At 47.9% G+C, this 13,013-nt stretch carries 11 protein-coding genes and 3 tRNA genes; 3 read left to right on the top strand and 11 right to left on the bottom strand.

Annotated features, from left to right (window positions below; genetic code table 11):
* Nucleotides 1-175 precede the first annotated feature (175 nt).
* A tRNA-Pro gene (locus QZ375_RS10295) sits at nucleotides 176-252 on the top strand.
* Between the two features lie 644 nt (nucleotides 253-896).
* On the opposite strand, the gene QZ375_RS10285 is transcribed toward QZ375_RS10295, so the two are convergent.
* Nucleotides 897-1,121 carry a helix-turn-helix transcriptional regulator gene (locus tag QZ375_RS10285; protein WP_295218709.1) on the bottom strand — a complete coding sequence of 75 codons (225 nt, stop codon included), beginning with the start codon at nucleotides 1,119-1,121 and terminating at the stop codon, nucleotides 897-899.
* Nucleotides 1,122-1,363: 242 nt separating this feature from the next.
* Nucleotides 1,364-1,588, bottom strand: coding sequence for a helix-turn-helix transcriptional regulator (locus QZ375_RS10280; RefSeq protein ID WP_295218707.1), 225 nt, complete (start codon nucleotides 1,586-1,588; stop codon nucleotides 1,364-1,366).
* A gap of 103 nt (nucleotides 1,589-1,691) precedes the next feature.
* Between QZ375_RS10280 and QZ375_RS10275 the strand changes: the two genes are divergently transcribed.
* Nucleotides 1,692-1,877 carry a hypothetical protein gene (locus tag QZ375_RS10275; protein WP_295218704.1) on the top strand — a complete coding sequence of 62 codons (186 nt, stop codon included), beginning with the start codon at nucleotides 1,692-1,694 and terminating at the stop codon, nucleotides 1,875-1,877.
* Between the two features lie 76 nt (nucleotides 1,878-1,953).
* Here QZ375_RS10275 and QZ375_RS10270 read toward each other — a convergent pair whose 3' ends face one another.
* The 6 genes from QZ375_RS10270 to QZ375_RS10245 form a co-directional block, all read right to left on the bottom strand.
* Nucleotides 1,954-3,096, bottom strand: coding sequence for a glycosyltransferase (locus QZ375_RS10270; RefSeq protein WP_295218702.1), 1,143 nt, complete (start codon nucleotides 3,094-3,096; stop codon nucleotides 1,954-1,956).
* 157 nt (nucleotides 3,097-3,253) lie between these two features.
* A complete protein-coding gene (locus QZ375_RS10265; RefSeq protein WP_295218700.1) occupies nucleotides 3,254-4,528 on the bottom strand; it encodes an MFS transporter in 1,275 nt (424 codons plus the stop codon).
* 230 nt (nucleotides 4,529-4,758) lie between these two features.
* Nucleotides 4,759-4,833: transfer RNA gene (locus QZ375_RS10260), tRNA-Glu, on the bottom strand.
* A gap of 3 nt (nucleotides 4,834-4,836) precedes the next feature.
* Nucleotides 4,837-4,913, bottom strand: a tRNA-Met gene (locus QZ375_RS10255).
* A gap of 223 nt (nucleotides 4,914-5,136) precedes the next feature.
* Complete coding sequence (gene spoVAE, locus QZ375_RS10250) at nucleotides 5,137-5,496, bottom strand: stage V sporulation protein AE (RefSeq protein ID WP_295218697.1); 360 nt, start codon at nucleotides 5,494-5,496, stop codon at nucleotides 5,137-5,139.
* A gap of 226 nt (nucleotides 5,497-5,722) precedes the next feature.
* Nucleotides 5,723-6,748, bottom strand: coding sequence for a stage V sporulation protein AD (locus QZ375_RS10245; RefSeq protein ID WP_295218695.1), 1,026 nt, complete (start codon nucleotides 6,746-6,748; stop codon nucleotides 5,723-5,725).
* Between the two features lie 1,029 nt (nucleotides 6,749-7,777).
* On the opposite strand from QZ375_RS10245, the gene QZ375_RS10240 reads away from it, so the two are divergent.
* On the top strand, nucleotides 7,778-8,227 hold the full coding sequence (locus QZ375_RS10240) for a SpoVA/SpoVAEb family sporulation membrane protein (RefSeq protein WP_295218693.1): 450 nt from the start codon (nucleotides 7,778-7,780) through the stop codon (nucleotides 8,225-8,227).
* On the opposite strand, the gene QZ375_RS10235 is transcribed toward QZ375_RS10240, so the two are convergent.
* From QZ375_RS10235 to gyrA, 3 genes are all read right to left on the bottom strand, one after another.
* The gene (locus tag QZ375_RS10235; RefSeq protein ID WP_295218690.1) at nucleotides 8,203-9,054 is read right to left on the bottom strand and encodes a metallophosphoesterase; all 852 of its coding nucleotides are present in this window, start codon (nucleotides 9,052-9,054) and stop codon (nucleotides 8,203-8,205) included. The genes QZ375_RS10240 and QZ375_RS10235 overlap by 25 nt on opposite strands.
* On the bottom strand, nucleotides 9,051-9,497 hold the full coding sequence (locus QZ375_RS10230; protein WP_295218687.1) for a hypothetical protein: 447 nt from the start codon (nucleotides 9,495-9,497) through the stop codon (nucleotides 9,051-9,053). The genes QZ375_RS10235 and QZ375_RS10230 overlap by 4 nt, the downstream gene beginning before the upstream one ends.
* Nucleotides 9,498-9,939: 442 nt before the next feature.
* Entirely contained in the window at nucleotides 9,940-12,564 is a 2,625-nt protein-coding gene (gene gyrA, locus QZ375_RS10225) for a DNA gyrase subunit A (RefSeq protein ID WP_295218716.1), read from the bottom strand.
* Between the last annotated feature and the right edge of the window lie 449 nt (nucleotides 12,565-13,013).

Here is a 13,013-nt window from a genome sequence, read left to right as displayed (position 1 = left end):
ACAGCGAAGCGGCCTTCGGGTCGCTTTTTGTTATTTTAAGTTCTTTTTGGAATGAAATTATCACTACTTATATTTTATTATTTTAAGATAAGACGCTGAAAACTTTTCTTTTTATGATTTTTGAAAAATATCCTTTACAAACCCGGAGAAATGTGCTATACTATATTAGTCGCATCGAGGTGTGGCTCAGTTTGGTAGAGCACTACGTTCGGGACGTAGGGGCCGCAAGTTCGAATCTTGTCACCTCGACCAGTGAAACAGCACGCAGTTTCGGGATTTTTCCGGGATTGCGTGATTTTGTTTTATACGCATAACCGCCTGAATTTGTGCGCCGTTTGTGTGCCAATGTTTCAAAAACAGGCGAAAGAACACAACAGAATACAACAAAAAAACCTAAAGGAAACCCAATGTAGGGGCGAACTGTGTTCGCCCGTATTTCACGTTTGCAATCGGCGATATCTCCGGGCGAACACAGTTCGCCCCTACAATATGCCTATTTCTTCTTAGGATACGGTGTTTTGACATCAGTTCTTCCCATCAGATAATCTACGCTGGTGTGATAATATTCCGCCAATGCAATAAGTATTTCTGTGAGAATATCAGTTGCAATTGTAGGGGCGGATATCATCCGCCCGTATTTCATGTTTCCAATCGGCGATATCTCCGGGCGAACACAGTTCGCCCCTACAATATGCCTATTTCTTCTTAGGATACGGTGTTTTGACATCAGTCTGCCCTAGCAAATAATCAATACTGGTATGATAATAATCTGCCAATGCAATAGTACTTCTGTGAGAATATCAGTTGCAATTGTAGGGACGGATATCATCCGCCCGTATTTCATGTTTGCAATCGGTGATATCTCCGGGCGAACACAGTTCGCCCCTACAATATACCTATTTCTTCTTAGGATACGGTGTTTTCACATCAGTTCTTCCCATCAGATAATCTACGCTGGTGTGATAATATTCCGCCAATGCAATAAGTACTTCTGTGGGAATATCTCTCGTTCCAAGTTCATAACAGGAATATGCCACCTGGGAACGATTCAGATATATGGCTAGATCCTTTTGATATAAATTATGATTTTTTCGCAGCTGACGGATACGTGGATAATACATGGTATGCCTCCGCTTTTTTGTTATAGTCTACAGTTATAATATAGCATACCTATACCTTTTAAATTAACAAACAACCTGAAACAGGTTATAATAAAGAAAAATAGAAAAGAGACACCCCACAAAGGAACAAATAATTTCAGGAGAGTAAAGCAGATTATCTACAAAAAAAGAACCGTTCCGGAGATTGATTTCTCCAGAACGGTTTTTGTTTCTTTCGCTGTAAAGGTTTTACTACAATATGCTTATTTTTTCCTGGGATATGGCGTTTTCACATCAGTCTGCCCCAACAGATAATCAATGCTGGTATGATAATAATCTGCCAGCGCAATGAGCACGTCTGTGGGAATATCCCTTGTTCCAAGTTCATAACGGGAATATGCCACCTGGGAACAGTGCAGGTATGCCGCCAGATCCTTTTGGTATAAATCGTGATCTTCCCGAAGATTTCGGATGCGTGGATATTGCATGGCAAACCTCCGTTTTTCTTTTATTATATGACAAACCAAATTGGTATATTGACAAATAAACCAATTTGGTTTATAATAAAAGAAAATAGAAAGGAGACATCCCATGGAATCTTACAAAAAACCTTATTTCATTCTATCTGCCGCACTCTGTGACGTCATTGACTCTCTGGAACAGTTTGTGGCAGATGCCTCTCTCGACTCCCACACAGTCGAAAGTATCTACGCAGAGATCCAGCATCTGAAAACTGTCCATCAGGCGGCAGAAGAACAAGTGATTTCAGGAGAGTAAAGCAGATCATCTGCAAAAAAAGAACCGTTCCGGAGATTGATTTCTCCAGAACGGTTTTTTGTTTCTTTCACGTCTGTTAGGACAAAATTTCCTGATAATATGTCCGCATCTGCTGCATCATCGCGCCTTCATCGGAAAATGCCTTTGCTGCGGCACGGTTATGTGCACCTATCTGTTTCCGTAAAAGCTTATTCTCCGCCAGCTGTGCAATGGCATCTGCGCAGGATGCCACCAGATCACCCTTGAGACAAAAGGCGCTTTCGCCTTTTTCGGCATATGTCTTTGTTCCGTGGCTGCGCACAGTGATCAGCGGCAGTCCGGCTGCCATGGCCTCCAATGCCGCCATACCGCAGCCCTCCCGACGGGACGGCATACAGAAAATATCCGCTGCACCCAGCAGATCGGGAATATCTGTGCGATAGCCCAACAGATGCACCCGTTCAGTCAGGTGAAGCTTTTGGGCCAGCTTTTGCAGAAACAGCATATCCGGTCCCTCGCCGCAGATAATATAGTGGAGATTTTCCAGTTCCCTTAGCCGTGCCATTGCCTGCAATACCACCCGGAGACGTTTCTGCATCCGTAGAGTCCCCACGGAAATCATCAGGTCAGCATCCTCAGGAATATGCAGTTCTCTTCGCACCTCTCCCCGGCTGCGCTTGGGCGTGGCGTATTTCTCATAGTCCAGCCCCACATCCGGCAGGGAAACCACTTTCTTGGCGTGGAGATGCTTTTTCCCATAGGCAGCATCCTCTGGGCAGACGGTGAACATCACCTCTGTGCACTTGCTATGACGCCGCTCCTGCATCCCGAAGAACAATCGTTCTACCGGGATACAGCCACGGTATACCCGGAAATCGTGAGCGGTGTAGAACACAGGGATCTGCCGCTTTTCCGCCGCTTTCCGACCATATAGCCCGGCAATGGTGCCATGACAGTGGAGCAGATCGGGTTTTACTTCATCCAGCAGTGCGCCCAGTTCCTGGGATGCTTTCTGATTCTGCCGCAGCCTATGGATGCTGTCGCAAAAGGGCAGGTCATGCCACACGAGTTTCGGGTACGCCTGATTAAAGTCATGAAGTGCAGCCGGCGAAAGATTCGGCTTCTGCAAATTACAAATCATATGGATCTCACAGCCCAGAGTCTGGAGCGCTGTGAGATCATTTTTCGTAAATTGTACCAGTGTTGCAGCCGAGGCCGCAAAAAGAACCACACGTTTCATGAAAAATATCCTTTCGGTTCAGAATTCGGTGGTTCTATTATAGCATATTTTTGGCGGAAAGTCTAGAGGTTTTTTTTAGTGTGTTTTTAGTGCTGTGCTTATGCCGGGAAATACGGATACAACGGCATATAAAAATAGAAGTCTTTGGAAATCTGAATCAGTTATTCTCACTCCATTTGTGCTTGTTCAGTAAAGCTGAAAATACAATGCAGATCATCACTCCTACAATACCTATTACAAAGAACAACATAGCCGTCCCCGAACCTTTACCCTCACCAAACAATGCATTCCAAAGCGGTGATGTATTGCCTGCCATAAACGGTTCAAACACCTTATCCGTAAACAAGCCGCCAAGCAAAAAACCTATCGGTATCGTGAAGAATTGCAGCGTGTTGCGGCAGGAATAGACCCGCCCCTGCATATCTGTCGGTATCTCGTTGCGGAAAATCACGTCCATGTTTGCGTTCATATATGGTATGACGATCCAACCAAGTATTGCGCCAATACACCATATCAGTGGTGTTTTCCCGAATGCAAGCATAAAATTTTCCGTACTCATCGAGATAAGCAATGCTGCGCATATAGCCCTTACTCGATTTTTCGGTGCAGGCAGAAGTGCCACCAGAACGCTGCCCAAAAGCGAAGCTATACCAACACAGGTGTTGATGATGCCGAGAACGATCTGACCGCCGTTTGCTTTTGAAAGTATCATCGCAGGAAGTGCCGTGTCATAGGTCGAAGCAACAAGATTTATGCAGGACAGAAAGAGTATCAGCTTCAGAATAAGCGGATTTTCTTTAAGCCATTTCAATCCTGCCATTGAAGCAGACAGAACGCTCTCTTTCCGTTCATCTGCTTTCTGCGTTTCGGGGATTTTTATAAATACTGCGAGAGTGATGAACGCTATCGCAAATGTTGAAAGGTCAACGGCTATTACCATTCCAATGCCTGCGAATGAAAACAGTGCTGTTGCAATTATCGGTGTGAGTATCGAATTCAGCGATTGAGAAAATGAGCGCATTCCGCTTGTTTTCTGGTAATACTCCTTTGGCGTTAGCAGAGTTGCAGCCACCTCGCTTGCAGGCTGCTGAACTGTGTTCATCAGACCATTTATGGCGTTTATCAGATACAAATGCCATGGTTGCAAACTGCCCGTCCTGATTAAAAAAAGGACTGCTATCGTGCTTAGCGCAGCGATAAAGTCACAGACAAGCATTGTTTTCTTCTTATCCCAACGGTCACTGAGCGTACCAGCAAAAATGCTCATCAGCACATAGGGCGCATACGAGCATATCGAAAGCATAGCGGTTTTAAGCGCCGAGCCGCTGTTCAGATAAAGCCAAAGCACAAGTGCATAGCTTATCATTCCGCTGCCGAGTGCAGAGAGCGATTGTGTCGCCCACAACATGATATATGATTTTAATTTCTTCATTTGACTTTGCTCCTTTGATATTATTTTATCCAGAATGCAAAGTCCGAGGACATTAATAGTTATCCTCCATGCAGCGTCCTCAAACCTTGCATGGAGCTGTGTCATTCATGAGAAGCATTTTTAACCTCCGCTGTTTCTAATCAAAGTGTCTGCCTATATAATATCGTGGATTTTTGCGATAAAAGAAAAACCGGAAACTACGCATTTACGCAATTTCCGGATTAGTTAACTGGTGACCCGTACGGGAATTGAACCCATGATTCCGCCGTGAAAGGGCGGTGTCTTAACCTCTTGACCAACGGGCCGTATGGTAGCGGCAGCAGGATTCGAACCAGCGACCAATCGGGTATGAACCGAGTACTCTAGCCAACTGAGCTATGCCGCCACATCAAAAGCAGTCTCGAAACAGTATTTTTACACCGTTTCTGAATTTCCTGCGACTATGATAGTATACTACATTTTCGGACAATTGTCAAGGGATTTTTTGAAATTTGTCATATTGCACAATTTTTAATCTTAATTGCACTTTTTATTTGGATACAAAGTCGTTTTCCGTTGTTTTTTCACAGAGAATCCCGAATCCGGGAGAAACCGCTTCACAAAATAAATTAATCTTGCTTTGGTTTGAAAATTGCCGCCGCGATCACGCCAAATACCATTGCCGCTGTAATTCCGGCTGAAGATGCCGTGAGTCCTCCCATAAAGATGCCCAGAATGCCCTTTTCATCTACGGATTCCTTGACGCCTTCTGCCAATAGACTGCCGAAGCCAGTCAGAGGCACGCTTGCACCGCCGCCGGCAAGCTCCACCAGCTTGGGATAAATGCCCACTGCCGACAGGAACACGCCTGCCACTACATAAGCCGTCAGAATCCGTGCAGGAGTCAGCTTCGTGTAGTCGATGAGCACCTGCCCAATGGCGCACAACACACCACCCACAATAAATGCCCAGATTAAGTCCTTGATCATAACCTTTCCTCCTTTGAAAGCGCCATGCGCTTGTTTTTCTGAGAGTGCTTTCCACAATCTTTTCTGTTTTCCACCGGAATTTGTGGAAAACGGTCTGCCAATGGAATTGATACTTGTAGAATTTCCTGTGGAGATGGATTTGAAACAACGTCGAAGTTGTTTTTGAGCCATAACCGCAGCAAACATTGAAATTTTGCATTGATTCGTTTTCCACAACTCCGATGCTTTACTTTTGAAAACTGGTCAATTCCACAAGATGTGAAATACCGGGAATGCTTTCGCCCTGTTGAGAAGCCGTAGGGGACATGAGAGCACCTGTTGCGGCGAAAAGAATTTTTTTCAGACTGCCATGCTGTAAAGACGGCAGAAAATGACCGCAGAGAATGCTGGCGCTGCATCCACAGCCAGAACCGCCGGCATGGGTGTCCTGGGTCTCCGGATCAAACATCATTGCGCCGCAGTCTTTGTGCACCTTTGAAATATCATATCCCTGTTTCATAACCAGGTCACAGAGCAGCTCACTTCCAACTAACCCCAGATCGCCGGTGACAATGGCATCATAAGCAGTAGGCTGGGTGCCAGTGGCCTTAAGATAGCGAACAACGGTATCCGCAGCGGCAGGGGCCATAGCGGCGCCCATATGATTGGCATCTGTCACGCCCAGATCTACCATTTTACCAATACAACCACCGGTAACACAGATTCCTTCAGGTTCGCCATCGGGCTGCTGGAGAATGACAGCGCCGGAGGCTGTACATGTCCACTGCGCCGTAGGCGGACGCTGACCGCCATAAAAAAGGGGAAACCGGAACTGGCGTTCTGCTGTGGAAAAATGAGAGGACGTCACTGCTGCCGTGTATTCACCCATGCCGCTTTCTGCTAGAAGAGATGCGACGAGAAGTCCCTCTGCCATAGTGGAACAAGCACCATAGATGCCCAGCATGGGTATCTCCAAAGGACGGAGACCATAGGTAGAACCAATGCACTGATTCAGAAGATCACCGGCGCAGATACAGCTGAGATCGCTGTCTTTCAGACCGCTTTTGTCCAACGCCAGCTGAATGGTCTGCCGCTGCATGGTGCTTTCTGCCTGTTCCCAGGTATCTTGTCCAAAATGGGCATCCAGTTCAATATGGTCAAAGCAGCTGCCCATAGGGCCGTCGCCTTCTTTCTGACCGACGGTGGAAGCATAGCCGATGATCTGTGGGGGAGCAGTGTATTGAAAAACGGCTCGGGATAATGTGCGTACCATGTGAATCACCTCAGCAGTAGTATGCACCGTAGGAATGGAATTATACAAAAAAATGGCGTACTGTTTCAGTATACCATTTGAAAGAAAGAATCAGTAGGGATAACAAATCCGAACCCGAGCGCAGCGAGACTTCTTTTTTCTTTTTGCTTCTTTTTCTTTTTTCAGCAAAAAGAAAAAGAAGCAACACCCCCTGCAAAAAGTAAAACCCTGAACAACAAAGCGCAAAGCCGTCACAAAAAAGGAATCACCGCCCATTCTCAAAAATACAAAACGAAAAGGAAAACACCCTATCCAACTCAACAACGGCTTTGCGCCCCAGGCGAACAGCGAGCACAAGCGAGCGAATTTCGCCGGACGACCTTGCGGGGCACATTCAGAATATTTCGTTACCCATTTGAAACGAAATTCCAAAGCGCAAAGCCATCATAAACAAAGGAATCGCCGCCCATTCCAAAAAATATAAAACGAAAAGGAAAACACCCTATCCAACCCAACAACGGCTTTGCGCACCCAGGCGAACAGCGAGCATAAGCGAGCGAACTTCGCCGGACGGTCTTGCGGGGGCACATTCAGAATATTTCGTTACCCATTTCAGCCGAAATCCTAGAGACACATGTTTCACGTGAAGCAATTATAATATGCGAATTAGAAGTATTGTAATTGAGAGGGAAGTTGCGTTGTAAACGTTCCACTGGGACGTTTACAAGGTTTTGCTTGTTGGAGATTGGAAAGAGGGGAAAGCGGTCTTGTTCGCTTTCCCCTCGAAAAGCTGTCGCTTTTCTCACCCCTTTTCTCCGTGGCGCAGAGTATGCGCCGGGGTGTTTCGCCGCCTGCGGGCGGCGACAAGGGGCTTTGCCCCTTGACCCCACCAGCATTTTTGAAAAATTGCTGGATCAAAAAACTTCATTACCGCCTGCGGCGTGGTTGGAATGTTACGAATATTATAAATCTGAGACAGGTCTGGATGATAACTTCTTATGCATAAAAGTCTTAACTTTGCGCATACTTTCCTCGAAAGGAGCGCTTACTATGAAAATCAGTCAGGAACTTTACAAAACCATGCAGGATCAGACTGCACCCAGATCGAAATCCTGGAAAAATATTCCCCTTGCCTTTCTCATCGGCGGCCTCATCTGCACCATCGGCGAAGCCGGCATCCATATTCTCACGGAATACTGCGGCATGGACAAAAAGCCTGCCTCTGCCTGGGTCTCCATTGCCCTGGTTGCCATCAGTGCCATTCTTACAGGGCTAGGCTGGTACGCAAAACTGGGCAAGCACGCCGGTGCAGGCACGCTGGTTCCCATTACAGGCTTTGCCAACGGCGTAGTCTCCTCCGCCATTGAAGCACGCTCTGAGGGCTGGATTCTGGGCATTGGTACAAGGATTTTTACCATTGCCGGGCCAGTGATCCTGTACGGCACAGGGGCATCCATGCTCTACGGATTGATCTATTACGTCTGGACGCTGTTCAAATAGAGCAGATTGATCTCCGGCGGATTGCAGAATCTCGGCTTTCCGAGACCGCCGGATACATACATTTGTGTCGTTCCCTTCTGATACCAACCCTTGTCATATTTCGGAAAGAATCGCCGTTCTGGAGACAGTATGCCACCCACCAAGGGCAGGCGCACCAGACCTCCGTGGACATGACCGCACAGCGCCAGATCTGCACCCCATCCGGCATAACTGTCCAGCAAAAAAGGATTGTGCGCCAGCAGGATCGTACAGCCCTGAGGCCGCCCCAGCGCCTGTTCCAGATCAGCAGCAGTATATTCCGCCAGATGACGAAAACCCCTGTTTTTATCCCGATAGATATCATACGCCAATATTGCACCAGCCAGATATAAGGACTCGCCGCCGGTCTTCCGGGTCAGAGCAACTGTTTCATCCAACAGCAACCGGCAGCCAGATGCACCAATCACTTTTTGCAGCTCCATCCATTCTCCCTGTGACAGATCCAGCTCATGATTTCCCGGGCAAAGATATACCGGACAGATACTGCGCAGCTGCCGCAAAAATGACGTAGTTCCGGTGAAATCCTGCATATCCCGGGAGATAAGATCGCCTGTGATCACGATATAATCGGGCTGCAATTCCCGTGCTTTCTGCACAATCCGGCAATTTTCCCGTCCCAGTTCCTTGTGATGGATATCCGAAATTTGCAGCAGTTTCACACCGTCCCATTCCCGTGGCAGCTTTTCCAGAAGAATCTGTTTTTTTCGCACCAGCAGCAAATTTTGCTCCACGCAGAACCAAATCAGTGCCAGCAAAAACAATACTCCCAAAATTCCCAGCCAAGTCATGGAGCACCTCCAGCGGAATTGCGTTCCCGGCGGCAGTCCTGCAAATGGAGCAGCAGAATGTCAATGCCGGAGAAGACCAGCAGGTACAGGGAAGTGAGCATCATCCGCCCGGCATAGAGCGCCGTTGTTTCCGCAGCACCGCCCTCAGGTTCTTGAAATGGGTGGTACAGGGACATGTCCGGATCGTGCAAGAACAACCCCAGGGATACCAGTGCGCTGAGCACCAGAGGGATCAGCACGCCGCCGAAAAATACATGCAGCCGACGTATTCCACGGTTTTCCAGAGTATCCGATTGATACACGTGGTATACTGCACACAGCAGCAATGGCGTGAGGAACAGCAATCCTGCCGGGAAGGAAGTCCACTGATAAATTACCCAGTGCAGCAGCTGCAAAAACAGACTGCACAGAGTGACAAGAATGATTTTTTTCCAGGTTTTCATAGGTTCACCTCTTGATTTGTTTCACGTGAAACATTTGTTACGTTGTAAACGTCCCACCGGGACGTTTATAACGAGCAATTTTTTAGCTTTACTATGGGTAAAGGTTAAATACATCAAAAACGTTCCACCGGAACGTTTTTGAAATTGTGCTTAATGAAAATGGGTTACAAGGGGAAGCGGTCTTGTTCGCTTCCCCTCGAAAAGCTGTCGCTTTTCTCACCCCTTTCTCCGCGCGCCAGAAGCTTGGCGCAGGGTGTTTCGCCGTCTGCGGATGGCGACAAGGGGCTTTGCCCCTTGACCCCACCAGCATTTTTGAAAAATTGCTGGACCAAAAAACTTCATTGCCGCCTGCGGCGTGCGGAGAATGTGACAGGTCATTTTATATTAAAACAGCGGCAGTTCCACAACCACCGCTGTTTTTTGCGTGAAATTTCACACAGCATTATTCTTCCGCAGAAGTATTCTCATCATTGATAGAAGATTCCGATGCTTCTATATCTGAAACTGTTTCTGCATCCGTTTCCTCTGCCGGCATATCTTCTTCCTGTGCAGCTTCTGCCCGGGTAAAGGCAACCACCTTCTGTCCCTCGGACACACGCATCACACGCACGCCCTTTGCAGTACGTCCCATAAGCCGGATTTGTTCACAAGGCACACGGATAATAACACCGTCACTGGAGATAAACATAATGTCATCTGTCTCGTCCACAACCTTAATGCCGCAGACATGACCATGCTCCTCGTCTACCTTGTAATTGGTCAGACCCAGACCGCCTCTGGACTGCATCCGGTATTCGTCCAAAGCAGTCCGTCTGCCATAACCATTTTCGGAAACCGTCAGCAGTGAAGCGCCTTCCCGTTCTCTTGCCATGGATACCACAGCATCGCCGTCACGAAGGGTGATCGCCTTCACACCGTGTGCAGAACGAGACATGGGACGGACATCCTGTTCGTCAATACGGATCGCCATACCATTTCTGGTGGCCACAAACAGCCGGTTGAAGCCGTCTGTCAGCCGCACTGCCGCAATTTCGTCGCCCTCGTCCAGACCAATAGCGATCAGACCATTTTTGCGGACATTCTTATAGGCGGAAAGTGCCGTCCGCTTGATCTTACCAGAGCGTGTGATCATGACCACATACTTGCTCTCGTCGAAGTCCGGGGTGGTGAGTACTGCGGCAATCTTCTCACCCTGATTCAAGGGCAGGAGATTCACAATATTCGTTCCACGGGCGTTCTTGGAACCTTCAGGCAATTCGTAGCATTTCAGCTTGTACATGATACCCAGATTGCTGATAAAGAGAATATTGGCATGAGAAGAACTGATGAGCAGTTCGCTGACAAAATCCTCTTCCCGCTGTTTCATACCTGTGACACCACGACCGCCCCGGCGCTGGCTCTTGTAGACATCCGCTGGAATACGCTTGATATAACCGCTGTCCGTGTAAGTGACTACGCAGTCCTCCACAGGGATCAGATCCTCAATATCCACTTCGCCGTCAACCATTTCGATCTGCGTCCGCCGTACATCGCCGTATTTCCGGCGAATCTCGCTGAGGTCGTCCTCAATGATCTGATAGATCCGACTGCGGTCTGCCAGAATATCCAGCAGATCTGTAATTTTCTGCATGAGACCATACAGCTCGTCCGTTACCTTCTGCCGTTCCATACCCGTCAGAGCACCCAGACGCATCTGCACAATTGCCTCAGCCTGTTCTTCCGACAGACCGATCTGATGCTCCAGATGGTAATGCTCCACATCATATTGGGCACGATCCAACAGAGCAGACATATCCACCTCTTTGAACCGTTCGATCAGGCGTGCTTTACCTTCCGGAATGGTCTTGCTGCTCCGCAGAATGGCAATGACTTCATCAATATAGTCGATGGCAACCACAAAGCCCTGTAAAATATGGGCACGTTTCTTTGCCTTTTCCAGGTCAAACTTCGTGCGGTTGGTGATAACTTCCACCTGAAACTGAAGATAGTGTTCCAGTACCTGTTTCAGGCTCAGGGTTTTCGGTTCACCGTCCACCAGTGCCAGCATATTTACGCTGACAGTATCCTGAAGCTGGGTGTAGGAAAAGAGCTTATTCAGAACGATCTGCTGATTGGCATCCTTTTTCAGCTCTACGACAATACGCATACCCTCACGGCTGGATTCATCCTGAATATGGTAAATGCCCTCAATGCGCTTGTCCTTCGCCAGACTGGCAATAGATTCCACCAGACGAGCCTTATTGACCATGTAAGGGATCTCCGTAATGACAATAGACTCTCTGCCGCGTACCTTTTCAAAATGCGTCTGCCCCCGGAGAGTGATCTTTCCTCTGCCTGTACCATATGCCGCACGGATACCGCTGCGTCCCATGATGATACCGCCAGTGGGGAAGTCTGGGCCTTGGATGCAAGTCATAAGCTCATCCATGGTGCAGTCCGGGTTCTGGATCAGCATGTGAATGCCATCAATGACCTCTCCCAGATTGTGCGGTGGAATATTGGTCGCCATACCTACGGCAATACCAATGGAACCGTTCACCAGAATATTTGGAAAACGGGAAGGGAGTACTGCCGGTTCTTTCAGTCGATCGTCGTAGTTTGGCACAAAAGGAACGGTCTCCTTATGGATATCCGTCAGCATCTCCGTGGCGATCTTCGACATACGTGCTTCTGTATAACGGTAAGCAGCAGGCGGATCGCCGTCTACAGAACCGAAGTTACCCTGACCGTCTACCAGCACATACCGCATGGAAAATGTCTGCGCCAGACGTACCAGTGCATCATAAACAGAAGCATCACCGTGAGGGTGATAGCTACCCAGCACAGAACCTACCGTATCGGCACACTTATGGTATGCCTTATCCGGTGTCAGTCCCTTTTCGTACATGGTATAGAGAATCCGTCGATGTACCGGCTTCAGACCGTCACGCACATCCGGCAGAGCACGTGCCACGATAACGGACATGGCATAGGCAAGAAACGCCTCTTCCATTCTGTCGCCGATATCCATGGGCGTGATTTTCTGCTTTCCGTTGATAAAATAATTTTCGTTTGTTGTATTATCCATCATCTTAAACCTATCTATTCAATCGTTTTGTCCGTTGTTTCACGTGAAACAAGCTGGAGCGTGATAAGCGTATTTTTGGTGTGAATGTGAATCCGGGCAATACCGCAGAGCGCACGTACCTTAGAGCGTACGTACCTTTGTACTTATGCGTATTTTTTCAAAACATAACGAAAAAATGTAAGCATGTGACGCACAAAGCGCCAGGTACTCTTTGTGCGGTGTTGCCTTTATTTGCAAACGTTCCACTGGAACGTTTGCAAGGGTTTACTTGAGAAAAAGGTTTCACAGGGGGAAGCGGTCTTGTTCGCTTTCCCCTCGAAAAGCTGTCGCTTTTCTCACCCCTTTTCTCCGTGCGCCGGAAGTACGGCGCATGGTGTTTCGCTGTCTGCGGACAGCGACCAGGGACGCTGTCCCTGGACTCTGCCAGCATTTTTGAAAAATTGCTGGAT

Origin of the sequence: Ruminococcus sp., assembly GCF_019417665.1 — a bacterium.
GTDB lineage: Bacteria > Bacillota > Clostridia > Oscillospirales > Ruminococcaceae > Ruminococcus_C.
This window is presented reverse-complemented; position numbering and strand designations above follow the sequence as displayed.

Coding starts and splice junctions, on each gene's coding strand:
- QZ375_RS10285 (WP_295218709.1), bottom strand. CDS start 1,121: ATGTATTATCCACGTATCCGTCAGCTGCGAAAAAATCATAATTTATAT.
- QZ375_RS10280 (WP_295218707.1), bottom strand. CDS start 1,588: ATGCAATATCCACGCATCCGAAATCTTCGGGAAGATCACGATTTATAC.
- QZ375_RS10275 (WP_295218704.1), top strand. CDS start 1,692: ATGGAATCTTACAAAAAACCTTATTTCATTCTATCTGCCGCACTCTGT.
- QZ375_RS10270 (WP_295218702.1), bottom strand. CDS start 3,096: ATGAAACGTGTGGTTCTTTTTGCGGCCTCGGCTGCAACACTGGTACAA.
- QZ375_RS10265 (WP_295218700.1), bottom strand. CDS start 4,528: ATGAAGAAATTAAAATCATATATCATGTTGTGGGCGACACAATCGCTC.
- spoVAE (WP_295218697.1), bottom strand. CDS start 5,496: ATGATCAAGGACTTAATCTGGGCATTTATTGTGGGTGGTGTGTTGTGC.
- QZ375_RS10245 (WP_295218695.1), bottom strand. CDS start 6,748: ATGGTACGCACATTATCCCGAGCCGTTTTTCAATACACTGCTCCCCCA.
- QZ375_RS10240 (WP_295218693.1), top strand. CDS start 7,778: ATGAAAATCAGTCAGGAACTTTACAAAACCATGCAGGATCAGACTGCA.
- QZ375_RS10235 (WP_295218690.1), bottom strand. CDS start 9,054: ATGACTTGGCTGGGAATTTTGGGAGTATTGTTTTTGCTGGCACTGATT.
- QZ375_RS10230 (WP_295218687.1), bottom strand. CDS start 9,497: ATGAAAACCTGGAAAAAAATCATTCTTGTCACTCTGTGCAGTCTGTTT.
- gyrA (WP_295218716.1), bottom strand. CDS start 12,564: ATGGATAATACAACAAACGAAAATTATTTTATCAACGGAAAGCAGAAA.